Genomic DNA, 20,638 nt, shown 5'->3' on the forward strand with positions numbered 1-20,638 from the left:
GAGCCTGCCGAGACCTGAGTAGGGATGCCCTTGCGCCGGTGTGGGCCGTCTCACCCCGCCTCTGCTTGCAATTGCTAGCAGTTGTTAGCAAACTAGGGGCATGGCAATGGGCAAGGTTGGTAAGACCGTCGAGACACTCGGCGACTACCTGAAGGATCAGCGCACGTCCTCGCGTCTGTCTCTGCGACAGCTCGCGGACATGGCGGGCGTCTCCAATCCCTATCTCAGCCAGATCGAGCGCGGTCTTCGCAAGCCGTCCGCCGAGGTGCTCAACCAGATCGCCAAGGCGCTGCGGATCTCTGCGGAGCAGTTGTACATCCGGGCCGGAATTCTCAGCCCGGAAGACGGTGTGGGGGGTTCGGTCGAACTCGCCATCTTGGGAGATACCGGCCTCACCGAGCGACAGAAGCAGTCGCTGCTCGATGTCTACGCGTCATTCCTGGCGCTCAACGCCGCTGACGAGGCGGGCTCCACACCCGAGCTGGAGTCCACGTCGCCGGCGACCGAAGGCGGCCTGGACGACGCGAGTCTCCAGTCCGAGCACGAAGTTCCCAACCACATCACTAATGAAGGGTGATCCACATGCCGAAGCTTGACCTCCCCAAGTTCGACCTCCCGAAGCTTGAGCTCCCCAAGATCGAGCTCCCCAAGGTCGACGTCAAGAACGTCACCGTCCCGGCCCAGGTCGAGCAGCCGCTCTACGCCGGTGTCGGTGCGGCCGACCTCGCCGTCGAGACCGTCAAGGCCCGCATCGCCGAGGTCCAGACCAAGGCGCAGGCTCGCTTCACCGAGGTCCAGACCAAGGTCGCCGACGTGCAGGCCAAGGTGAAGGGCTTCGAGGTTCCGGCCGCGAAGACCGTCCAGGACCGCGCCGCCGCCACCGTTGCCGACCGTCGTGCGCAGGCCCAGGCCCGCATCGCCCAGGTCCAGGCCGACGCCAAGGCCCTGCCGGCCAAGGTGCAGACCACCGTGAAGAGCACCGTTGACAGCAACGTCGCCACCGTGACCTCGGCGTACGCCGACCTCGCGAAGCGCGGCGAGGCCGTCGTCGTGAAGTTCCGCGGCGAGACCCCGGCCCCGGCCGCCAAGAAGGCTCCGGCCAAGAAGGCTCCGGCCAAGAAGGCGCCGGCCGCCAAGAAGGCCGCTCCGGCCAAGAAGGCGCCGGCCAAGACCGCCGCCAAGAAGACCACCGCGAAGAAGGCTCCGGCCAAGAAGGCCTGACCTCCCTCGAGGTACTTCCCCTCGTCAGCTCCCGGCTCCGGCCGGGGGCTGACGTCTTTTTCGCGCCGATAGGCTGAGCCCGTGACCTGGATCCCCGGGATGTACTTCGCCGCCCCGATCAACGACACCGAGTTCTGGATCGGCATCGTCGTCACCTTCATCGTGCTCGCGATGAAGATCTTCGCTTTCGTCAGCGCCCTGATGTACTCCGCCGACGCCTACGTCGCCGCCGACCGCTGGCACAAGTCCGGCTGGACCCTCGTCCTGGCCGTCTCGGTCCTGCTGCAGGTCGTGCCGCTGCCGCTGCAGATCATCAACCTGGGCTTCCTCGTCGCCGCCTGCGTCTTCCTCGCCGACGTCCGCCCCGCCCTCGCCGGCCTCCGTCGCCGCTGAGCGCGTCATCACAAGCGCCTCGAACCCTCGTGTCGAGGCGCTTCTCATGACTTTCCACAGCTAGCTCGGTCGCCTGGTTCGCTCGTACGCCGGGCGGGCAGTCGATCGGGCATGCACGATGACTGGCGCCCGCGTTGTGGGGTCCCGCGTGACCTGGTGCGCCCGGTCCGCATCGATCCGACCGGCGCCGCGGGGCCGACGCGGCACCAGGCGCGGCGCGGGCTGTGGGAGCGCGTGGGGTTCAACCTCTACCTCCCCGCGGGGACCGAGCGGGCCCGCGTGGAGCAGCGGATCATCGAGCAGGCGGCGCGCCTGCCGGAGGGCGTCGCCGGTGCGGTGACCGGCTGGGCGGCGTTGCGGCTGTGGGGCGCGGCATTCTTCGATGGCTTGGACGTCAACGGCCGCACCCGGCTCCCCGTCCCGCTCGTGTGCGCGGCACATCTGTCCGACACGACCGCCAGCACGGTGTCGCGACGGCCGGTCGACCAGGTGTGGCTGATCGCCGGGATCCCGGTGGTGTCCCCGGCCGAGGCGCTCTCCGTCGAGGTCGCGCGCCGAGGTGAGCTGCGTGCAGCGGTCGCCGCGATCGACATGGCCTGCGCGGCACCGGTGACGTCGCTCGAACGACTCTCCCGATGGCTGGAGAGGCAGGACCGCACGCGACGGCTCGTCGCCGACGCTCTCGTCCTCGCGAGCGAGCACGCGGTCTCGCCACCCGAGGTCCAGATGCGGATGACGTGGCGACTCGATGCGGGCTGGCCGGCCCCACTGGTCAACCGCGACGTCTTCGATCTCCGTGGTGGATTCCTCGGTCGCCCCGATCTTCTCGACCCGGTCCGTGGGGTGTTCGGTGAGTACGACGGGGCACATCATCGTGACCGCGAACGTCATCGGGCTGACACGGCTCGCGCGGAACGGCTCCTTGGCGCGGGGCTGGAGGGCTTCGCCGTCGTGGCCGGTGATGGACCGGCGGTGCAGCTGCAGCGGATGGCGTCAGCGCTGCGGCGGGCTGAGCGGCGTACGGATGCTGAACGCGGATGGACCCTCGAGGCGCCGCCGGGCTGGCCGCGGGAGTTCACGGCCGACGAGAAGCTGGACCACTGGGACTTCCCTGTCTGAAGTCATCGCAAGCGCCTCGAACGCGGCGATGGAGGCGCTTTCGATGACTCAGCGTTCAGGCCAGGTACGCCGAGAGCGCCTCGTCGGCGTCGGTGCTGACGAAGCCGGTGGCGGCGAGCTTGTCGAGGTTGAGGACGCTGAAGAGGGGGCGGGGGGCGGGGGCGCCGTACGCCGCGGTGGTGGTGCTGGTGACGTCGTCGGGGGAGCGGCCGGAGAGCTCGAACACCCGTCGGGCGTACGCCGCCCACGACCGCGGCTCACCCGCGTTGGTGACGTTGTAGGTGCCGAAGGGCGCCGCGACGGCGAGCAGGTGCGAGGTGGCGCGGACCAGCTCGGCGGTGAAGGTGAGGCGGCCGACCTGGTCGTCGACGACCGCGGGCGAGACCCCCTCACGTGCCAGGCGCTCCATGGTCCGCACGAAGTTGTGGCCCTCGCCGATCACCCAGGAGGTGCGCAGCAGGTAGTGGCGGGGAGTGGTCGCGACGGCGACGTCGCCGGCGGCCTTGGTCTGCCCGTAGACGCCCAAAGGAGCCAGCGGCTCGCTCTCCACATGCCCCCCGGGGACCACGTCACCCGAGAAGACGTAGTCGGTGGAGTAGTGGACCAGCGTGATGTCGTGCTCGGTCGCGATCCGGGCGAGGGCGGCCGGGGCGGCGGCGTTGGCGGCCCAGGCGTCGGCCCGCTCGGAGGACTCGGCGGCGTCGACGCGGGTGTGGGCGGCGGCGTTGAGGATGACGCCGTACTCCCGCCACGGCCAGGCCTCCAACGCCGCCGAGGAGGTCAGGTCGAGCTCGTCCACGTCGACGCACACGGCGTCGGGGAAGGCCGAGGCGAGCGCCCGGCCGAGCTGCCCGCGGCAGCCGGTGATGAGCGTCTTCTTGGGCTTCATCGGCACGACGTCCTCGAGGTAGGGCGTCTGGAGGTCCTTCTCGGACAGCTCGACCTCGGAGGAGGTCAGCGGGATCGGCCACGGGATGGCGGCGGTGGGGTCGGCCAGGTTCAGCGCGGGGTAGCTGATGCCGGGGCGCCAGTGGTCGTCGACGAGATAGATGTACGCCGTGTTGTCGACCAGCGCCTGGTAGGCGTTGCCGACGCCGCGGGGCACGAAGACGGCCACGCTCTCGTCGATCTTGGTCCAGTGGGTGGTGCCGTAGGACTCGCCCTCACGCAGGTCGACCCAGGCGGCGAAGACCCGGCCGGTGGCGACCGAGACGATCTTGTTCCACGGCTCGGCGTGGACGCCACGGGTGACGCCGCGGTAGGCGTTGAAGCTGGCGTTGCTCTGGACGACGTGGAAGTCGGGCAGGCCGAGCGCGCACATCTTCTCGCGCTGCCAGGCCTCCTTGAACCAGCCGCGGGCGTCGCGGTGGACAGGCAGCCGGACGACCAGCAGTCCGGGGATCGGGGTGGTCTCGACCGTGACGGTGTCCGTGGACACCCTCATTGACCCTTGTCGGCGTACTTGGCCTCGGTGGCGGCCTTCGCGGGGCGCCACCAGGCCTCGTTGGCGCGGTACCACTCGACGGTCGCGGCGAGGCCGGCGTCGAAGTCGTCGTAGCGGGGAGCCCATCCGAGCTCCGAGCGCAGCTTGCCGGACTCGATGGCGTAGCGGCGGTCGTGGCCGGCGCGGTCGGTGACCCACTCGATGTCGTCCTCGGGACGACCGAAGGCCCGCAGCAGGGCGCGGACGACGTCGACGTTGGCCTTCTCGCCGTCGGCACCGATCAGGTAGGTCTCACCGATCCGACCGCGCTCGAGGACGGCCAGGACCGCGGAGGAGTGGTCCTCGGTGTGGATCCAGTCGCGCACGTTGAGGCCGTCGCCGTAGACGCGCGGCCGGCGGCCGTCGATGAGCTCGGTGATCTGACGCGGGATGAACTTCTCGACGTGCTGCCAGGGGCCGTAGTTGTTGGAGCAGTTCGAGATCGTCGCGCGTACGCCGAACGACCGGACCCAGGCGCGGACCAGGTGGTCCGAGCCGGCCTTGGAGGCCGAGTAGGGCGAGGACGGGGCGTAGGGGGTGGACTCGGTGAACCGCTTGGGGTCGTCGAGGTCGAGGTCGCCGTACACCTCGTCGGTGGAGACGTGGTGGAAGCGGACGTCGTGCTTGCGGACGGCCTCGAGCAGCACGAACGTGCCGACGATGTTGGTCTGGATGAACGGCGAGGGGTCCGAGAGGGAGTTGTCGTTGTGCGACTCGGCGGCGTAGTGGACGACCGCGTCGGAGGCAGCGACAAGGGGGTCGACGAGGGCCGCGTCAGCGATGTCGCCCTCGACCAGGGTGACCCGGTCGGCGGGCAGGCCGGCGAGCGAGTCGCGGCTCGCGGCGTACGTCATCTTGTCGAGGACGGTGACCTGCGCCGAGGTGTTCTCGACGAGGTGACCCACGAAGTTCGACCCGATGAAACCTGCCCCGCCAGTGACCAGGATGCGATTCATATGGGGCATGCTAACGAGCATGCGCGGGATCATCTTGGCCGGCGGCACGGGGAGCCGACTCCACCCCATCACGCACGCGATCAGCAAGCAGCTGATGCCTGTCTACGACAAGCCGATGATCTACTACCCGCTCTCCACGCTGATGCTCGCGGGCATCCGCGAGGTCCTGGTGATCACCACCCCGCACGACGCCGACCAGTTCAAGCGGCTCCTCGATGACGGCTCGCAGCTCGGCGTCGAGGTGACGTACGCCGAGCAGCCCAGCCCCGACGGCCTGGCCCAGGCGTTCCTGATCGGCGAGGACCACCTCCAGGGCGGCACCGCGGGCCTGGTCCTCGGCGACAACGTCTTCTACGGTGCCGGCCTGGGCGGCCACCTGCGTCGGTTCGAGAACATCGACGGGGGAGCAGTGTTCGGCTACCGCGTCGCCGACCCGACGGCGTACGGCGTGGTCGAGTTCGACGCCGACGGCGTCGCGATCTCGCTGGAGGAGAAGCCGGCCAAGCCCAAGAGCAACTACGCCGTCCCCGGCCTCTACTTCTACGGCGACGACGTGGTCGAGAAGGCCAAGTCGCTCCGGCCGAGCCCGCGTGGCGAGCTGGAGATCACCGACCTGAACCGGCTCTACCTCGAGGAGGGGCGGCTGCAGGTCGAGGTGCTCCCGCGGGGGGCCGCCTGGCTCGACACCGGGACCGTCGACGACCTCAACGACGCCTCCAACTACGTCCGCGCGATCGAGAAGCGCCAGGGCACCAAGGTGGGCTCGCCCGAGGAGGTCGCGTGGCGGATGGGCTACATCGACGACGCCCGGCTGGCCGAGCTGGCCGAGCCGCTGGTGAAGTCCGGCTACGGCAGCTACCTCCTCGATCTGCTCGAGAACCGGGACTGAAACCCCGAAGGCCTGAAACGGACCGTTTCCTCCCCGTCTAGGGTCGTGCCCATGAAGGTCCTCGTCACCGGCGGCGCCGGCTACCTCGGCTCCATCACGTCCAAGGCCCTCGAGCAGGCGGGCCACACGCCCGTCCTGGTGGACAACCTGCTGTCGGGTCCGAGGGCGTACGTCGGCGACCGGATCTTCTACGAGGGCGACATCGCCGACCGGGCACTGATCCGTCGGGTGATCGAGGAGCACCCCGACATCGAGGCGACCATCCACATGGCCGCGCGGATCGTCGTGCCGGAGTCGGTGGAGCTTCCCTACGAGTACTACCGCGACAACGTCGCCAAGTCGCTCGAGCTCTTCGACGAGCTGGCGGCGCTGGGCAAGACGCGGATCATCTTCTCCTCGACCGCCTCGCTCTACGCGCTCACGCCGGAGTTCGAGGTCCGCGAGGGCGACGCACTGGCGCCCATGTCGCCGTACGCCCGGACCAAGCGGATGATGGAGCAGGTCCTCGAGGACATGTCCGCGGCCACCGACCTGCGCGCGATCGTCCTGCGCTACTTCAACCCGATCGGCTCCGACCCCGACCTCGAGACCGGCTACCACCTCCGCGACGCCACGCACGTCGTGCCGCTGATGGCGCAGGCCGCGCTCGGCCAGCGCGACGTCTTCACCCTGACCGGCGTCGACCACCCGACCCGCGACGGCACCGGCATCCGTGACTACATCCACGTCTGGGACCTCGCCCGCGCGCACGTCGCGGCCGTGGAGAGGTTCGACTCGGTCCTGGCCACCACCGGCGAGACGACCACCTACCTCAACGTCGGGGGCGGCGACGGGGTCACCGTGCGCGAGCTGCTCGGCGCCGTCTCCGCCGTCGTCGGTCACGACGTGCCGTACGTCGAGGCGCCCGCCCGTCCCGGCGACGCCGTCGGCGCGTTCGCCAACGCCGACCGCGCCCGTGAGCTGCTCGGCTGGCAGACCGAGCTGTCCCTCGAGGAAGCCGTGCGCTCGTCGCTGGCCTGGGGCGAGAAGCGCCGCTCCATCCTCGGCTACGACTGATGCGGGTCCTCGCCGCGTGCGCGGTCGTCGTGCTGCTCACCGTCGGGTGTGACGCCACGGACCTGTCGGTCTCGGCAGGCTCGACCACCTCGGCAGGCTCGACGCCCTCGGACCCGGCAAGCTCGACCACCGCTCCGTCGCTGGTCGGGAAGGTCGTGGTGATCGATCCCGGCCACCAGCTCGGCAACCACAACTTCCCCTCCGAGATCAACCGGATGGTCGACGCGGGCGGGTTCGAGAAGGCGTGCAACACCACCGGCACGGCCACCAACGCCGGCTACCCCGAGGCCACCTTCGCGTGGCGTACCGCGCTGCAGGTACGCCGCCTGCTGCGAGACGACGGCGTGACCGTGCTGATGACCCGGCACTCCAACCGTGAGGACCGCTGGGGTCCCTGCATCGACGTACGCGGCCGGCGGGGGAACCCCGGCCGCCCCGGGCCCACGGCCGACATCAAGCTCAGCATCCACGGCGACGGCTCGTACGCCGACGGTGCCCACGGCTTCCACGTCATCGCGCCCGGTGCCGGCGGCCGGACCTCGGCCATCGCGGCGCCCTCGCTGGCGCTCGCCCGCACGGTGCGCGACCGGTTGGTGGCGGGCGGGTTCGCCACCTCGACGTACCGCGGCACGGACGGCATCGACGTGCGCAGCGACCTCGGCACCCTCAACTGGTCCGAACGGCCGGCCGTGATGCTCGAGGCCGGCAACATGCGGGCCCAGCGCGACGCCGCCTGGATGACCTCCGCCCGAGGCCGGCTGCGGCTGGCGCGGGCGCTGGTCGCCGGGCTCGAGGGCTACTTGCTGCGCCGAGCCACCTGACGCCGCCTGCTGCGGCGCAACGAGTGGCGCTCGATGTGCGGGCAGCGGTTGCCGTGCTTGAGATGGCAGCGGAGGCTGCGCCTGAACCTGCGGAACCCGGGCATGACTGACTCCAGTGAAACGGCACGTGCAAGGGGGAGGGGTGGAGCCCGAGATTCCGTCCTCAGCCTAGCCAGCGGGTCCCAAGCTGTCCGCGAGTTCTCAGGCCTCGACGTCGAAGGAGGCCATGCCGTCGAGCACCGCGCGCACCAGCGGGATCTCGTGGATGCGGTAGATGCCGGTCGCGCCGAGGTGCGCCAGGACCGTGAAGACGCCCTCGGCGCTGCGGAACTGGTCCTCGAAGATGTCGAACGCGTGCGGCATCGCGTGGCAGATGGGTACGCCGAGACGACGCAGCCGGAACGTGTGCAGCAGCGCCGTCGCCTGGTACTGCGCACGGGACCGCTGGTCGCCCAGCCGGAAGCCGAAGCCGAGGCCGGGGTCGATCGCCACGCTCCGCACACCGGCCCTGCGGGCGTCCTCGATCCGGTGGTGGAAGGTCTCGAGCATCCGGGGGATCGGGTCGGCCTCGACGTCGCTGCCGTCGAGGGCCCGCGCGTGCGGTCCGAGGACGTGGCACAGCACCAGCGACGCGTCGTACTCGGCCGCGAGGTCGAACATCTCCTGGTCGACGTGCGAGCCGGTCAGGTTGACGACCTTCGCGCCCGCCTTGAGGCCGGCCAGCACGACGACCGGGTCGTAGCCCTCGATCGAGGTGGGTACGCCGTCCGCGGCCAGCTGCTCGATGACCGGGACGATGCTGCGCGCCTGCTCCTCAGGGGTCACCGCGGCAGCCGTCGCGCGGCTCGACTCGGCGCCGATGTCGATCAGGTGCGCACCCTGCACGGCCTGGACGCGGCCCTTGCGGATCGCCGACTCGGTGGTGACCGCGATCGACTCGCGGTAGGTGGAGTCGCGCGACAGGTTCACCACGCCCATCAGCACCGGCCGGGTGTCGGTGTCGAAGGTCTGGTCGCCGATGGTGAAGGGGGCGACCGGGGTCTCCAGGTCGTCGCGGTGGCGCTCTGCGAGGCGGGCCAGGTCGAGCAGGGTGATCATGCGGGCGCCTTCACGTAGCGGTTCATCAAGAAGCCCTCGCTCATCAGCGCGTGGGCCAGGTCGAAGCGGTGCGGGGTCGCCAGCACGCTCGTGTGCGGGGTCTCGCCGGTACCGGCCATCAGCGGCGCGACGGTGATGTCGAGCTCGTCGACCAGCCCGGCCGCGGTCAGGTCGAGCAGCAGGCGCGGCCCGCCCTCGCAGACGATCCTCTGCAGACCTCGCTGGGTGAGGGCATCCAGGATCGCCTCGGGCGTGGTGGCGTCGAGGACCGCCAGGTCGGCGTACTGCTCGGCAGTGGTGCGCCGCGCCGACGGTGCGTCCCGGTCGGTGATGACCAGCGGACGCTGCGCGGACTCCTGCCAGATCGGCAGATCCCACGGCAGGTCCAGCGAGCCGCTGACGACCGCGACGACCGGGGCGTCCAGCTGACCGGCGGCGCTGCGCAGGGCGGCGTCACGCTCCTTGGCGACCATCGGCGTGTAGCGCTCCGCCCGCAGCGTCTGCGCCCCCACCAGCACCGCGTCGGCCAGCCGTCGCGCCGTGTTGAACACCCGCATGTCGGCCTCGGAGCCGAGCGACCCGCTCAGCCCGTCCGGCCCCGCCGCGGCACCGTCGAGGGTGGTCAGCATCATCGCGCGCACCCAGCGCTCGCCGTCGGGCCAGGGGTACGCCGCGAGCAGGTCGTCGTCCGTCAGGGACCGCTGCGCGACGCTCGTCTGGTGCAGGTCGGACATTCCTGCAGGTTACTGGCCGCCCGTGGAGGAGGATCATGGGAGCGGCGGTGAACCGAACGGAGTCCGCCGTCGTGTCCTCCTCGGAGGTAGGCCGATGTCCGGTGACCCGGAGCTGATGCAGGCGCTGCACGACGACCACGCGGCAGCGCTGGAGCGGTACGTCGCGCGCCTCACCGGTGACCGGGACCGGGCCGCCGACGTCGTCCAGGAGGCGCTGCTGCGGGCGTGGCTGCACGACATCGCGGACGACGGCCGACCCGTCCGGGCCTGGCTCTACACCGTCGCGCGGCACCTCGTCGTCGACGAGGCGCGCTCCGCGCGGGCACGCCACGAGTCGGCCACCGCCGAGCTGCCCGAGACCGAGCGGACCATCGAGCCCGACCGCGTCGACGCGCTGTTCGACGCGATGCTCGTCGGCGACGCGCTGGCCGGGCTCAGCACCGAGCACCGGGCCGTCGTCGTCCGCGCCTACTACCGCCGCCAGAGCATCGCGGAGATCGCCGACGAGCTGGAGATCCCGCCGGGCACCGTCAAGTCCCGCCTGCACTACGGCCTGCGCGCGCTGCGGCTGGCGCTGCAGGAGAGGGGAGTGACGCGATGAGCGACCGCTACGCCGACTGGGATGCGGCGTACGTCCTCGGCGCGCTCTCGCGCGACGAGCGCCTGGAGTACGAGGACCACGTGGACGGGTGCGCCCGCTGCGCCGCCGCCGTCGCCGAGCTCGGGATGATGCCGGGGCTGCTCCGGCTCGCGCCCGCCCCGGTGGTCGAGCCGTCGGCGGACGAGCCTGCCGAGGCCCCGGCGCCGCCACGCTCGACCACCCTCCGCCGCCGCTGGGCACTCGCCGGGCTCGCGGCCGGCGTGGTGCTGGCGGTCGGGGTCGGCGTACCCCTGCTGCGGCACGCGCCCGACGCCCCCGGCGGCCACACGGTCACCCTCGCGGCGCTCACCGACGCACCCCTCGCCGCGACCGTCACCCTCACCCCGCACGCGTGGGGCACGGAGGTGGCGATGACCTGTGCCTACACCGGCGAGTACGGCGCCCGCCGCCCCTACGCCCTGTATGTCGTCGACACCGCCGGCCACCGCCAGCTGGTGTCGCGCTGGCGCTCGGGGCCTGGCGACACGGCCCACACGTCCGGGGCCACCGACCTGCCGGTGGCGGACATCGCGCGGGTGGAGCTCCGGCGCGCAGGCGGCCCGGTGCTGCTGGCCGACGACGTCCAGTCCTGACGCACCGGCCACGGGGAGCGGGCCGGCTGAGACACTGGCGCGCGTGAGCGACCTGATCATCGACCGGGCGCGCCCCGGCGTCGTGGATGTGACCTTCAACCGGCCCGAGCGGCGCAACGCCTTCACCCAGGCGATGTACGCCGAGATGCGAGCCCTCTGGCAGGAGCTGGCCACGTCTCGCGAGGTGCGGGTGGTCGTGCTGCGCGGTGAGGGCGGCAAGGCGTTCGCGGCCGGCAACGAGATCAGCGACTTCCTCGAGGCCGACGCGGTCGAGTACGAGACCTGGATCCGGGAGATGCTCGAGGGTCTCTTCGCGCTGCCCCAGGTGACCATCGCGGCCGTCGACGGCGTCTGCGTCGGCGGCGGACTGGCCGTCGCCACCAACTGCGACCTGCGGGTCGCCACCTCGTCGTCGCGCTTCGGCTACCCGATCGCGCGCACGCTCGGCAACGCCCTCTCCACGCCGGTGCTCTACCGCTGCGCGGAGGTCTTCGGGGAGTCCCTGACCCGCGAGATGCTGCTCGCCTCGCGGCTCGTCGGCGCCGATCGCGCCCACGCCGCCGGTGCGCTGACCGCCTGCGTCGCTGATCGGGAGGCGCTCGATGCTCAGGTGTCGGAGCTCGTCGACGGGATCCTGCAGGCCTCGCCCGTCACCCTGCGGGTGACCAAGCAGCAGCTCGCCGCGCGCGCGGCCCTCGTCGAGACGGCCCCCGCCGGCGAGGAGGCGCTGCTGCGCTCCGTCTACGGCGGCCCTGACTTCGCCGAGGGCGTCCGGGCGTTCCTGGCCAAGGAGAAGCCGGCCTTCAAGGGCTGACCACTTCGACTGGAAGCTGGCGTCCAAAGACGCGGCTTCATGCCGCGTCACGTCGAGCTTGTCGTCGTAGTGGTCCGGGCCCCTGGCGGATGACGTCGATGATGGTGTCCCGGACCAGCGCGGGCTGAAGCATGATGTCCTCCCAGCAGAACCGCAGCACCACGTAGCCCGCTCGCACGAAGGCGGTGTAGCGCCGCACATCGCGGCGGTAGGCCGGTCGGCCGCCGTGGAACTCGTAGGACTCCGCCTCGATGACGAGTCGGCGGTCGTCGTCGACGAGATCCGCGCGCCCGATGTCCTGCACCCAGATCTGCGGCTCGACCGACAGCGTGGGGATGTCGAGACAGATCGCCCTGAGCACCGACTCCATCGGGTTGGCCGCCTCAGCGGTGGCCTCCGTCGCCACCCGGATCGCCCGCGCACGACCGATGCGGGGCGACCGCTCCGCCAGGTCCAGCAGCTCGCGCGGCCCGACCTCGCGACTGCGGAGCGCGGAGTCGGCGACGGCCAGCGCGTCGTCGAAGGGCAGGAAGCGGGCGCAGTCGATGACCGTCCGCGCGGGAAGGGTCAGCCGATCGGCCAGCTCGCGAGCCTCGACATCGCCCCAACGGAGGTCCACGCCCGAACGGCGCTCAGGACTCACCTTCCGGTGGCGAGGTACCCACAGCATCGGCTGGGGCGGCGGCGTCTTGACCTTCCAACCGTGCGCGAGCGCGGCGCTGGTCAGACCGAGTGCGCCGTGCAGCCGGGCCGCGGCGACCCGGTCGCGCTCGGCGTCGCCGAGGGCGTAGACCCCGTGCGCGCGGCGCTCGATCAGCCTGGCGGCAACCGCAGCTCGGACCCGGCTACGTGTGGTCGCATCCACCAGCTCCGCATGGGTCGCCACGCCACCCAGGCGGCTGAGAGCGACCACTGCATCCACGTCACCACCCTCACCCAAGCCCGGGTTCTGCGCGAATGGCTCTCCATAGGCACCAAAAACACTGGAAGCTCGCGCCGTTTCCGCCCGATGGGGCGGCCGCGGCGCGAGCTTCCAGTTGTTGTGGCGCTACTTGTTGGCCTTGCGCGCCCGGGAGGCGGTCTTGGCCCGGTCGTTCTTGTCCAGGACGACCTTGCGGATGCGGGTCATCTCCGGGGTGACCTCGACGCACTCGTCGTCGCGGCAGAACTCCAGGCACTGCTCGAGGGAGAGCTCCTTCGGCGGGGTGAGCTTCTCGAAGTTGTCGGAGGTGGCGGACCGGATGTTGGTCTGCTGCTTCTCCTTGGTGATGTTGACGTCCATGTCGTCGGCGCGGGAGTTCTCGCCGACGATCATGCCCTCGTACACCTCGGTGCCGGGCTTGACGAAGATCGTGCCGCGCTCCTGCAGGCCGGTCATCGCGTGCGCGGTGACGGCACCGGCGCGGTCGGCGACCAGCGAGCCGTTGTTGCGCGAGCGGATCTCGCCGGCCCACGGGGTGTAGCCGTCGGAGATCGAGGACGCCATGCCGGTGCCGCGGGTCTCGGTCAGGAACGCGGTCCGGAAGCCGATCAGGCCACGGGCCGGGACGACGAAGTCCATCCGGACCCAGCCGGTGCCGTGGTTGGTCATGTTGTCCATGCGGCCCTTGCGGACGGCGAGGAGCTCGGTGATCGCGCCGAGGTACTCCTCCGGCGCGTCGATGGTCAGGCGCTCGAGCGGCTCGTGCAGCTTGCCGTCGATCTCCTGGGTGACGACCTGCGGCTTGCCGACGGTCAGCTCGTAGCCCTCGCGACGCATCTGCTCGACCAGGATCGCCAGCGCCAGCTCACCACGGCCCTGGACCTCCCACGCGTCGGGACGCTCGGTGGGGAGGACCTTGAGCGAGACGTTGCCGATCAGCTCGGAGTCGAGGCGGTCCTTGACCATGCGGGCGGTGACCTTGGAGCCCTTGAGCCGGCCGACCAGCGGCGAGGTGTTGGTACCGATGGTCATCGAGATGGCCGGGTCGTCGACCTTGATGACGGGCAGCGCGACCGGGTTCTCGGGGTCGGCGATGGTCTCGCCGATCATGATGTCCGGGATGCCGGCGATGGCGACGATGTCGCCCTGGCGAGCCAGGTCGCCGGGGACCCGCTCGAGGCCCTCGGTGATGAGCAGCTCGGTGATCTTGACGTTCTTGACGGTGCCGTCGGCCTTCATCCACGCCACCTGCTGGCCCTTGCGCAGCTCACCCTGGTGGATGCGCAGCAGCGCGAGGCGACCGAGGAACGGCGAGGAGTCGAGGTTGGTGACGTGGGCCTGGAGCGGCGCGCCCTCGTCGTACGACGGAGCGGGGATCGTGTCGAGGATCGTCTTGAACAGCGGCTCGAGGTTCTCGCCGTCCGGGATCACGCCGTTCTCGGGCTTCTCGGTCGAGGCGATGCCGGCCTTGCCCGAGGCGTAGATGACCGGGAAGTCGAGCGCGGTGTCGGAGTGGCTGTCGTCGAGCAGGTCCATGAACAGCTCGTAGGTCTCGTCGACGACCTCGTCGATGCGCGCGTCGGAGCGGTCGGTCTTGTTCACGACCAGGACGACGGGCATGTCCGCGTTGAGCGCCTTGCGCAGCACGAAGCGGGTCTGGGGGAGCGGGCCCTCGGACGCGTCGACCAGCAGCACGATGCCGTCGACCATCGACAGGCCGCGCTCGACCTCGCCACCGAAGTCGGCGTGGCCGGGGGTGTCGATGATGTTGATGTGCATGCCGCCCTCGGGGGCGTGCATGCCGTTGTAGGCGATCGAGGTGTTCTTCGCGAGGATCGTGATGCCCTTCTCGCGCTCCAGGTCACCCGAGTCCATGACGCGGTCGTCGACCCCGGACTCCATGTGGTGGGCGGAGAAAGCTCCGCCCTGCTTCAGCATGGCGTCGACGAGGGTGGTCTTGCCGTGGTCAACGTGGGCCACGATGGCGACGTTGCGGAGATCGGTGCGCAGGGTCTTGGACACGAGGACTCAGCCTATCCGCGAACAGGCGTGGGGCCTGCATCGCGGAGACGGTGGTCTGGCACACTGAACGGATGCAGACCATCGGCCTCATCGGCGGGATGTCCTGGGAGAGCAGCGCGGCCTACTACGAGCTGCTCAACCGTGGGGTGGAGGAGCGCCTGGGAGGTCTCAGCTCGGCGCAGACGGTGATGGCGTCGGTCGACTTCGCCCGCGTCACCGCGCTCCAGGAGGCCGAGGACTGGGACGGCGTGGCGTCGATCCTGGCCGGGGCCGCCCAGTCGGTCGAGCGCGCCGGTGCCGACTTCCTGCTGATGTGCACCACGACCTTCCACCGCGTCGCCGAGCAGGTCCAGGACGCCGTCGCCCTGCCGCTGCTGCATCTCGGTGACGTCGTCGCCGAGGCCGCCAAGGCCGAGGGCGTGGAGGCCGTTGCGCTGCTCGGCACCAAGTTCGCGATGTCGCGCACCTTCTTCACCGACCGGATCGCGTCCCACGGACTGGTCGTCTCGACGCCCGCCGAGGAGCACTTCGACGAGCTCAACCGGATCATCTACGACGAGCTGGTGCACGGGAAGGTGCTCGACTCCTCCCGCCGGACCGTCGTCTCGATGATCGAGGAGGTCTGGGACGCCGGAGCCGGTGGCGTCATCCTCGGCTGCTCCGAGCTCGAGCTGCTGGTCAAGCAGGCCGACTCCGAGATCCCGGTCTTCCCGTGCACCTCGCTGCACGTCGCCGCGGCGCTCGACCGGGCGCTCGCCTAACCCCGGAACACCTTGTGCTGGGCCGCCTGGGCGCGCGGCTTGATGACCAGCTCGTCGATGTTGACGTGGGCCGGCCGGGTCGCGATCCAGCCGATGGCGTCGGCGACGTCCTCGGCGACGAGGGGTCCGGGCACGCCGGCGTACACCGCATCGGCCTTGGCCTGGTCGCCGCCGAACCGCACCAGCGCGAACTCCTCGGTGTGGACCATGCCGGGCGCGACCTCGCTGATCCGGACCGGCTCGCCGCAGAGCTCCAGGCGCAGCGCGTTGGTGACGGCGCGTACGCCGAACTTGGCGGCGTTGTAGCCCGCACCGTTCTCGTAGGCCACGCGGCCGGCCGTCGAGCCGATGTTGACGATCAACCCGTTGCCGCTGGCGATCAGGGCCGGCAGCAGCGCACGGGTCACCTGCATCAGGCCGACCACGTTGACGTCGTACATCTTGCGCCAGTCCTCGCTGCTCGCCGCCGCGACCGGGGCGGAGCCGAAGGCGCCGCCGGCGTTGTTGACCAGCACGCTGACCTTCTCGCCCGCGGCCTGCGCCAGGGCCGCGACGTCCTCCTCCGAGGTCACGTTGCAGACGACCGCGCGGCCGCCGATCTCCGCGGCCAGCGCCTCGATCCGGTCGGCGCGACGAGCGGTGCACAGGACGTCGTACCCCTCCGCCGCCAGGCGGCGCGCGGTGGCCGCCCCGATCCCGCTCGACGCACCCGTGACGACCGCCAGACCCATGCTCATGGCCCGAGTCTGGCATCCCGGGAATGCCGTCGGGTACACGGTGGTTGACCGAATCGGGCCGGTCCCGGCCCGCCGTCTGGAGGTGTGCATGAGCGAGATCCGCCGTGTGGCGATGATCAGCCTGCACACCTCGCCGCTCGACCAGCCCGGCACCGGCGACGCCGGCGGCATGAACGTGTACGTCGTCGAGGTGGCCCGGCGCCTGGCGCGGATGGGCGTCGAGGTCGACATCTTCACGCGCGCGACGCGGTCCTCGCTCTCTCCCCGGGTCGTCGTCGGCGACGGGCTGACCGTGCACCACGTGCACGCCGGGCCGTTCGAGGGACTCTCCAAGAACGAGCTCCCAGGTCAGCTCTGCACCTTCGCCCGTGAGGTGCTGCGCGCCGAGGCCGCGCATCCGCTGGGCCACTACGACGTCGTGCACTCGCACTACTGGCTCTCGGGCCAGGTGGGGCTCCTGGCCCGCGACCGCTGGGGCGTGCCGCTGGTCCACTCGATGCACACGATGGCCAAGGTCAAGAACGAGGCGCTCGCGCTCGGCGACACCCCCGAGCCCGCGGCCCGCGTGATCGGCGAGGAGCAGGTCGTCGCCGCCGCCGATGTGCTGCTGGCCAACACCGACCTCGAGGCCAAGCAGCTGATCAACCTGTACGACGCCGAGGCCGGCCGGGTCGAGGTCGTGCACCCGGGCGTCGACACGTCCGTGTTCCGGCCCACCTCCGCGGCGGCGGCCCGCTCCGCTCGCGGGATCCCTGCGGATGCGCTGGTCCTCCTGTTCGCCGGGCGGATCCAGCCGCTCAAGGCTCCTGACGTGCTGCTGCGCGCTGTCGCCGCCCTTCTCGACCGGCGCCCGGATCTCCGGTCCCGGCTGGTCGTCCCGGTCGTCGGTGGGCCGTCCGGGTCCGGTCTCGACCGGCCCTCCGAGCTGGCCGAGCTGGCCGCCGAGCTCGCCATCGCCGACGTCGTGCGCTTCGTGCCGCCGGTCTCCCAGGCCGACCTCGCCGGCTGGTACGCCGCCGCGACCCTGGTCGCCGTACCTTCCTACAACGAGTCCTTCGGCCTGGTCGCCGCCGAGGCGCAGGCCTGCGGCACGCCCGTCGTCGCGGCCGCGGTCGGCGGCCTGACCACCGTCGTCGCCGACGGCCGCTCCGGCCTGCTGCTCGACACCCACGACCCGGTCGCCTGGTCCCATGCCCTGGAGCGCGTGGCCGGCGACCCGGCGTACCGTGCCAGGCTTGCCGCGGGCGCCTCGGTCCAGGCCGAGGAGTTCACCTGGGAGGCCACGGCCACGCAGACGCTGGACGTCTACCGCCGGGCCCGCGAGCTGATGCGCGAGGAGGTCGTGGCGTGAGCGCCGAAGCGATCGAGGTCGTCCGTGACTACCTCAAGGCCAACGAGATCGAGTACGACGAGGAGCCCGCCGGCGTCTTCTCGTTCGCGCTCCCCGGCGAGCGCAAGCTGCAGACGCCGGTCCGCGTCGACATCGGTCCGCACGCCCTCGGCGTGCACGCGTTCGTCTGCCGCCGGCCCGACGAGGAGTTCGAGCGCGTCTACCGCTGGCTGCTCGAGCGCAACCTCAAGATGTACGCCGTCGCGTTCGGGCTCGACCACCACGGCGACATCTACCTCGACGCGCGGCTTCCGCTGTCGGCGGTGAATCCCGCGGACCTCGACCGTCTGGTCGGATCGGTGCTGACCTACGCCGACGAGTCCTTCAACTCGATCCTCGAGCTCGGCTTCGCCACCTCCATCCGCAAGGAGTGGGAGTGGCGCAAGCTGCGTGGCGAGTCCACCGCCAACCTCGAGGCCTTCCGCGGGTGGCTCGACCCGGAGTCGTCTCACTCAGAGTGACCTAGAGGTCACGGTGGGTGAGACGCGCCGCCTCCATGGTGAGGTGGTCGCGCTCCGTGGTGCTCGTCGCCCTGCTGGCTGCTCGGGCGTAGAGGTCCGCTGCCCGGGCCAGGTCGCCGGCCTTCGCGTGGAGGTACGCCGCAACCGCGTCGTGACGGGGGATCTCGGGGTCGATCCTCGCCAGCTCCTTGAGCGCCAGCAGAGGCCCGTCCACCTCCGCGAGCGCGACCGTCCGGTTGAGGGCGACCAGGGGACTGGGGTCGATCCGCGCCAGCTCGTCGTACCACTCGAGGACCTGCGGCCAGTCGGTCTCGTCGTGGCTCGGGGCGTCGTCGTGGAGGGCCGCGATCGCCGCCTGTGCCTGGTAGGGGCCGAGCGCCTCCCTCGCCAACGCGCCCTGCAGGACGTCGACGCCCTCCTGGATCATCGCCGTGTCCCACCGGGTCCGGTCCTGGCGGGTGAGCGGGACGATCGCGCCGGTCGGGGTGTGCCGGGCGGCCCGGCGAGCGTGGTGGAGCAGCATCAGCGCCAACAGCCCGTCGACCTCGGGGTCGTCGGTCGCGGCGACCAGCTGACGGGTGAGCCGGATGGCCTCCTCGGCGAGGTCGACCTCGCCGGTGAAGCCCTCGTTGAAGATCAGGTAGAGCACCTTGAGCACCGCCGCGATGTCGCCCGGCCGGTCGAACCGCTGGCCGTCGACGGTTCGCTTCGCGCGGGAGATGCGCTGCGCCATCGTGCTCTCGGGCACCAGGAACGCACGCGCGATCTGGGCCGTCGTCAGGCCGCCGACCGCGCGCAGCGTGAGCGCGATCGCGGAGGCCGGTGTCAGGGCCGGGTGGCAGCAGCGGCTCAGCAGCAGGAGCGTGTCGTCGGCGTGCTCGGTGGGCCCTTGCGCCGGCTCCAGCTTGACCTTCCGCTCACGCGCGCGACGTGCGGTCTCCGAGCGCTGTGCGTCGATCAGCTTGTTCTGCGCCACCCGGATCAGCCACGCCTTGGGGTCGTCGGGCTGCTGGCCGGGCCACCGGCGTACGGCCTCGAGGAGGGCCTCCTGGACGGCGTCCTCGGCCGCCGCGAAGTCTCCTCCGCGGCGGACCAGGACACCGAGGACCTGCGGCGACAGGTCCCGAAGCAGCTGCTCCATCAGTGGCAGTCCGGGAGGACCTCGTCAGCCGTCATGAACGGCCGCACCTCGATCCATTCCTTGATCGGCCGACCGCCGGGGCCGGGGGCCGAGGAGAGGTACGCCGCCGCCTCGTACGCCCGCTCCTGCGAGTCGACGTCGATGATCATCCAGCCCGCGACGAGCTCCTTGGTCTCCGGGAAGGGACCGTCGGTCACGGGCGGCCGGCCCTCGCCGTCGTACCGGACGAAGGTGCCCTCGGGCGCCACCGCCTCGGCACCGACGAACTCGCCGCGCTCGCGCAGGTCGTCGGCGACCCGGTGCATGAAGCTGATGTGCGCCTCGATCTCCGCGGGCGTCCAGGTGTCCATCGACGCGAGCGGCTCGGCGGCGATGTCGTGGTCGCGACGGTAGTGCTTGAGCAACAGGTACTTGGCCATCGTGTTCTCCTCAGGTCCGAGGCGGCCGGTGCCGCCTTCTGACCCTAGGACGGAGCCGGCAACGGATCCTCGACATCGGCCACCAGCTCTTTGCGTACGCCGCTGCGGCGGCTGATCAGCACACCACCGATGCAGAGCGCGCCACCCACGAACGCCAGGGCCGGAGGCACCTCGTCGAGGAAGGCCCACGCCATCAGCGCCGTCAGGAACGGGACCAGGAAGGTCGACTGGCTGAACCGACCGGCGTCGGCGTGCGAGAGGGCGAACGCCCACAGCACGAAGCCGACCGCCGAGGGGAAGATGCCGAGGTAGCCGATCCAGGCGGCGTCCTGCGCGGTGAGGTGGCCGGCGGTGTGGACGGTCTGGGCAACCCAGGGCAGGCAGCCGATGGCGCCGACGGCGGTGTACCAGAACGTCAGGTCGAGGGCCTTCATCCGCCCCAGCAGCCGCTTCTGGGTGAGCACGCCGACCGCGAAGCCCAGCGCCGCCACCAGCGCCAGCGCGACGCCGAGCAGGTCACCGCGGCTGTTGCCCGAGGCCCGCGCGATCAGCGCGACGCCGCCGAAGCCGACGAGCATCCCGACGATGATCCACCGGGTCAGCCGCTCGTCGAGGAACACGGTCGCCAGCAGCGCCACCACGATCGGTCCGACCTGCACCACGAGCGCGGCCGTTCCGGCGTCGATGCGCTGCTCGGCGGTGTTGAGCGCGAGGTTGTAGATCGTGAACCAGCCGAGGCCGCCCGCGAGCACCAGCGGCCACTCGCGTCGGCTCGGGACCTGGAGGTTCCCGCGCCTGGCCAGCAGCAGGCCGAGCGCCACGGCCATGATGGTCAGTCGGGCGAGGGACAGCGGACCCGCGGGGACCGTGTCGCCGAGCGCCCTGATCCCGACGAACGCCGACGCCCAGAGCACCAACGTCGTCGTCACCGCTGCCAGTGGCAGCGCCTGGGTCCGGCTCACGGCTTC

General features: G+C 71.0%; 23 protein-coding genes. 13 read left to right on the forward strand and 10 right to left on the reverse strand.

Going from position 1 to position 20,638, the window contains the following annotated elements:
• The first annotated feature begins 100 nt into the window (after positions 1-100).
• The 4 genes from ACYVJ3_RS05025 (at position 101) to ACYVJ3_RS05040 (ending at position 2,733) form a co-directional block, all read left to right on the forward strand.
• A complete protein-coding gene (locus ACYVJ3_RS05025; RefSeq protein ID WP_460851418.1) occupies positions 101-577 on the forward strand; it encodes a helix-turn-helix domain-containing protein in 477 nt (158 codons plus the stop codon).
• A 5-nt stretch (positions 578-582) separates the two neighbouring features.
• Positions 583-1,221, forward strand: coding sequence for a hypothetical protein (locus ACYVJ3_RS05030; protein ID WP_460851419.1), 639 nt, complete (start codon positions 583-585; stop codon positions 1,219-1,221).
• Positions 1,222-1,302: 81 nt separating this feature from the next.
• The gene (locus tag ACYVJ3_RS05035) at positions 1,303-1,614 is read left to right on the forward strand and encodes a DUF2516 family protein (RefSeq protein ID WP_460851420.1); all 312 of its coding nucleotides are present in this window, start codon (positions 1,303-1,305) and stop codon (positions 1,612-1,614) included.
• Between the two features lie 111 nt (positions 1,615-1,725).
• Positions 1,726-2,733, forward strand: coding sequence for a hypothetical protein (locus ACYVJ3_RS05040; protein WP_460851421.1), 1,008 nt, complete (start codon positions 1,726-1,728; stop codon positions 2,731-2,733).
• Positions 2,734-2,788: 55 nt separating this feature from the next.
• On the opposite strand, the gene ACYVJ3_RS05045 is transcribed toward ACYVJ3_RS05040, so the two are convergent.
• Both ACYVJ3_RS05045 and rfbB read right to left on the reverse strand, forming a co-directional pair.
• A complete protein-coding gene (locus ACYVJ3_RS05045) occupies positions 2,789-4,177 on the reverse strand; it encodes a sugar nucleotide-binding protein (protein WP_460851422.1) in 1,389 nt (462 codons plus the stop codon).
• A complete protein-coding gene (gene rfbB, locus ACYVJ3_RS05050) occupies positions 4,174-5,172 on the reverse strand; it encodes a dTDP-glucose 4,6-dehydratase (protein ID WP_460851423.1) in 999 nt (332 codons plus the stop codon). Before rfbB ends, ACYVJ3_RS05045 begins: the two co-directional genes overlap by 4 nt.
• Positions 5,173-5,191: 19 nt before the next feature.
• On the opposite strand from rfbB, the gene rfbA reads away from it, so the two are divergent.
• The 3 genes from rfbA to ACYVJ3_RS05065 are packed head-to-tail and all read left to right on the forward strand — an operon-like array spanning position 5,192 to position 7,938.
• On the forward strand, positions 5,192-6,061 hold the full coding sequence (gene rfbA, locus ACYVJ3_RS05055; protein ID WP_460851424.1) for a glucose-1-phosphate thymidylyltransferase RfbA: 870 nt from the start codon (positions 5,192-5,194) through the stop codon (positions 6,059-6,061).
• 51 nt (positions 6,062-6,112) lie between these two features.
• Positions 6,113-7,117 (forward strand): UDP-glucose 4-epimerase GalE, encoded by a 1,005-nt coding sequence (gene galE / locus ACYVJ3_RS05060; protein WP_460851425.1) that lies wholly within the window; start codon positions 6,113-6,115, stop codon positions 7,115-7,117.
• Positions 7,117-7,938: an N-acetylmuramoyl-L-alanine amidase family protein gene (locus ACYVJ3_RS05065; RefSeq protein ID WP_460851426.1), complete on the forward strand. Its 822-nt coding sequence runs from the start codon at positions 7,117-7,119 to the stop codon at positions 7,936-7,938. The genes galE and ACYVJ3_RS05065 overlap by 1 nt, the downstream gene beginning before the upstream one ends.
• Before the next feature lie 201 nt (positions 7,939-8,139).
• On the opposite strand, the gene ACYVJ3_RS05070 is transcribed toward ACYVJ3_RS05065, so the two are convergent.
• On the reverse strand, positions 8,140-9,036 hold the full coding sequence (locus ACYVJ3_RS05070) for a dihydropteroate synthase (RefSeq protein WP_460851427.1): 897 nt from the start codon (positions 9,034-9,036) through the stop codon (positions 8,140-8,142).
• The gene (locus tag ACYVJ3_RS05075) at positions 9,033-9,770 is read right to left on the reverse strand and encodes a dihydrofolate reductase family protein (protein WP_460851428.1); all 738 of its coding nucleotides are present in this window, start codon (positions 9,768-9,770) and stop codon (positions 9,033-9,035) included. Before ACYVJ3_RS05075 ends, ACYVJ3_RS05070 begins: the two co-directional genes overlap by 4 nt.
• A 94-nt stretch (positions 9,771-9,864) precedes the next feature.
• Between ACYVJ3_RS05075 and ACYVJ3_RS05080 the strand changes: the two genes are divergently transcribed.
• From ACYVJ3_RS05080 to ACYVJ3_RS05090, 3 genes are read left to right on the forward strand one after another with little or no spacing between them, the layout of a single operon-like run.
• The gene (locus tag ACYVJ3_RS05080) at positions 9,865-10,371 is read left to right on the forward strand and encodes a sigma-70 family RNA polymerase sigma factor (RefSeq protein WP_460851429.1); all 507 of its coding nucleotides are present in this window, start codon (positions 9,865-9,867) and stop codon (positions 10,369-10,371) included.
• Positions 10,368-11,003, forward strand: a complete 636-nt coding sequence (locus tag ACYVJ3_RS05085) for an anti-sigma factor family protein (RefSeq protein ID WP_460851430.1) — start codon at positions 10,368-10,370, stop codon at positions 11,001-11,003. The genes ACYVJ3_RS05080 and ACYVJ3_RS05085 overlap by 4 nt, the downstream gene beginning before the upstream one ends.
• A 43-nt stretch (positions 11,004-11,046) precedes the next feature.
• Complete coding sequence (locus ACYVJ3_RS05090) at positions 11,047-11,817, forward strand: enoyl-CoA hydratase-related protein (RefSeq protein ID WP_460851431.1); 771 nt, start codon at positions 11,047-11,049, stop codon at positions 11,815-11,817.
• Between the two features lie 37 nt (positions 11,818-11,854).
• On the opposite strand, the gene ACYVJ3_RS05095 is transcribed toward ACYVJ3_RS05090, so the two are convergent.
• Complete coding sequence (locus tag ACYVJ3_RS05095; RefSeq protein ID WP_460851432.1) at positions 11,855-12,739, reverse strand: hypothetical protein; 885 nt, start codon at positions 12,737-12,739, stop codon at positions 11,855-11,857.
• Positions 12,740-12,865: 126 nt separating this feature from the next.
• A complete protein-coding gene (gene typA / locus ACYVJ3_RS05100; RefSeq protein ID WP_460851433.1) occupies positions 12,866-14,761 on the reverse strand; it encodes a translational GTPase TypA in 1,896 nt (631 codons plus the stop codon).
• A gap of 71 nt (positions 14,762-14,832) precedes the next feature.
• Between typA and ACYVJ3_RS05105 the strand changes: the two genes are divergently transcribed.
• On the forward strand, positions 14,833-15,522 hold the full coding sequence (locus ACYVJ3_RS05105; RefSeq protein WP_460851434.1) for an aspartate/glutamate racemase family protein: 690 nt from the start codon (positions 14,833-14,835) through the stop codon (positions 15,520-15,522).
• Here ACYVJ3_RS05105 and ACYVJ3_RS05110 read toward each other — a convergent pair.
• A complete protein-coding gene (locus ACYVJ3_RS05110; RefSeq protein WP_460851710.1) occupies positions 15,519-16,253 on the reverse strand; it encodes an SDR family NAD(P)-dependent oxidoreductase in 735 nt (244 codons plus the stop codon). The two genes, ACYVJ3_RS05105 and ACYVJ3_RS05110, sit on opposite strands and share 4 nt — an antisense overlap.
• Before the next feature lie 94 nt (positions 16,254-16,347).
• On the opposite strand from ACYVJ3_RS05110, the gene mshA reads away from it, so the two are divergent.
• Together mshA and ACYVJ3_RS05120 are read left to right on the forward strand one after the other, a co-directional pair.
• On the forward strand, positions 16,348-17,610 hold the full coding sequence (gene mshA, locus ACYVJ3_RS05115) for a D-inositol-3-phosphate glycosyltransferase (protein ID WP_460851435.1): 1,263 nt from the start codon (positions 16,348-16,350) through the stop codon (positions 17,608-17,610).
• Positions 17,607-18,110, forward strand: coding sequence for a type III secretion system chaperone family protein (locus tag ACYVJ3_RS05120; RefSeq protein WP_460851436.1), 504 nt, complete (start codon positions 17,607-17,609; stop codon positions 18,108-18,110). Before mshA ends, ACYVJ3_RS05120 begins: the two co-directional genes overlap by 4 nt.
• A 1-nt stretch (position 18,111) precedes the next feature.
• Here ACYVJ3_RS05120 and ACYVJ3_RS05125 read toward each other — a convergent pair whose 3' ends face one another.
• From ACYVJ3_RS05125 to ACYVJ3_RS05135, 3 genes are read right to left on the reverse strand one after another with little or no spacing between them, the layout of a single operon-like run.
• Positions 18,112-19,251, reverse strand: a complete 1,140-nt coding sequence (locus ACYVJ3_RS05125; RefSeq protein WP_460851437.1) for an RNA polymerase sigma factor — start codon at positions 19,249-19,251, stop codon at positions 18,112-18,114.
• Entirely contained in the window at positions 19,251-19,670 is a 420-nt protein-coding gene (locus ACYVJ3_RS05130) for a YciI family protein (protein ID WP_460851438.1), read from the reverse strand. Before ACYVJ3_RS05130 ends, ACYVJ3_RS05125 begins: the two co-directional genes overlap by 1 nt.
• A gap of 44 nt (positions 19,671-19,714) precedes the next feature.
• Positions 19,715-20,632 (reverse strand): DMT family transporter, encoded by a 918-nt coding sequence (locus tag ACYVJ3_RS05135; protein WP_460851439.1) that lies wholly within the window; start codon positions 20,630-20,632, stop codon positions 19,715-19,717.
• Positions 20,633-20,638: the final 6 nt, after the last annotated feature.

The sequence above is a fragment of the Nocardioides montaniterrae genome (assembly GCF_054782655.1).

Bases quoted from the DNA above. Each gene is read 5' to 3' on its own strand.
- ACYVJ3_RS05025 (WP_460851418.1), top strand. From the start codon at position 101: ATGGCAATGGGCAAGGTTGGTAAGACCGTCGAGACACTCGGCGACTAC.
- ACYVJ3_RS05030 (WP_460851419.1), top strand. From the start codon at position 583: ATGCCGAAGCTTGACCTCCCCAAGTTCGACCTCCCGAAGCTTGAGCTC.
- ACYVJ3_RS05040 (WP_460851421.1), top strand. From the start codon at position 1,726: ATGCACGATGACTGGCGCCCGCGTTGTGGGGTCCCGCGTGACCTGGTG.
- ACYVJ3_RS05045 (WP_460851422.1), bottom strand. From the start codon at position 4,177: ATGAGGGTGTCCACGGACACCGTCACGGTCGAGACCACCCCGATCCCC.
- rfbB (WP_460851423.1), bottom strand. From the start codon at position 5,172: ATGAATCGCATCCTGGTCACTGGCGGGGCAGGTTTCATCGGGTCGAAC.
- rfbA (WP_460851424.1), top strand. From the start codon at position 5,192: ATGCGCGGGATCATCTTGGCCGGCGGCACGGGGAGCCGACTCCACCCC.
- galE (WP_460851425.1), top strand. From the start codon at position 6,113: ATGAAGGTCCTCGTCACCGGCGGCGCCGGCTACCTCGGCTCCATCACG.
- ACYVJ3_RS05065 (WP_460851426.1), top strand. From the start codon at position 7,117: ATGCGGGTCCTCGCCGCGTGCGCGGTCGTCGTGCTGCTCACCGTCGGG.
- ACYVJ3_RS05070 (WP_460851427.1), bottom strand. From the start codon at position 9,036: ATGATCACCCTGCTCGACCTGGCCCGCCTCGCAGAGCGCCACCGCGAC.
- ACYVJ3_RS05075 (WP_460851428.1), bottom strand. From the start codon at position 9,770: ATGTCCGACCTGCACCAGACGAGCGTCGCGCAGCGGTCCCTGACGGAC.
- ACYVJ3_RS05080 (WP_460851429.1), top strand. From the start codon at position 9,865: ATGTCCGGTGACCCGGAGCTGATGCAGGCGCTGCACGACGACCACGCG.
- ACYVJ3_RS05085 (WP_460851430.1), top strand. From the start codon at position 10,368: ATGAGCGACCGCTACGCCGACTGGGATGCGGCGTACGTCCTCGGCGCG.
- ACYVJ3_RS05105 (WP_460851434.1), top strand. From the start codon at position 14,833: ATGCAGACCATCGGCCTCATCGGCGGGATGTCCTGGGAGAGCAGCGCG.
- ACYVJ3_RS05110 (WP_460851710.1), bottom strand. From the start codon at position 16,253: ATGGGTCTGGCGGTCGTCACGGGTGCGTCGAGCGGGATCGGGGCGGCC.
- mshA (WP_460851435.1), top strand. From the start codon at position 16,348: ATGAGCGAGATCCGCCGTGTGGCGATGATCAGCCTGCACACCTCGCCG.
- ACYVJ3_RS05125 (WP_460851437.1), bottom strand. From the start codon at position 19,251: ATGGAGCAGCTGCTTCGGGACCTGTCGCCGCAGGTCCTCGGTGTCCTG.
- ACYVJ3_RS05130 (WP_460851438.1), bottom strand. From the start codon at position 19,670: ATGGCCAAGTACCTGTTGCTCAAGCACTACCGTCGCGACCACGACATC.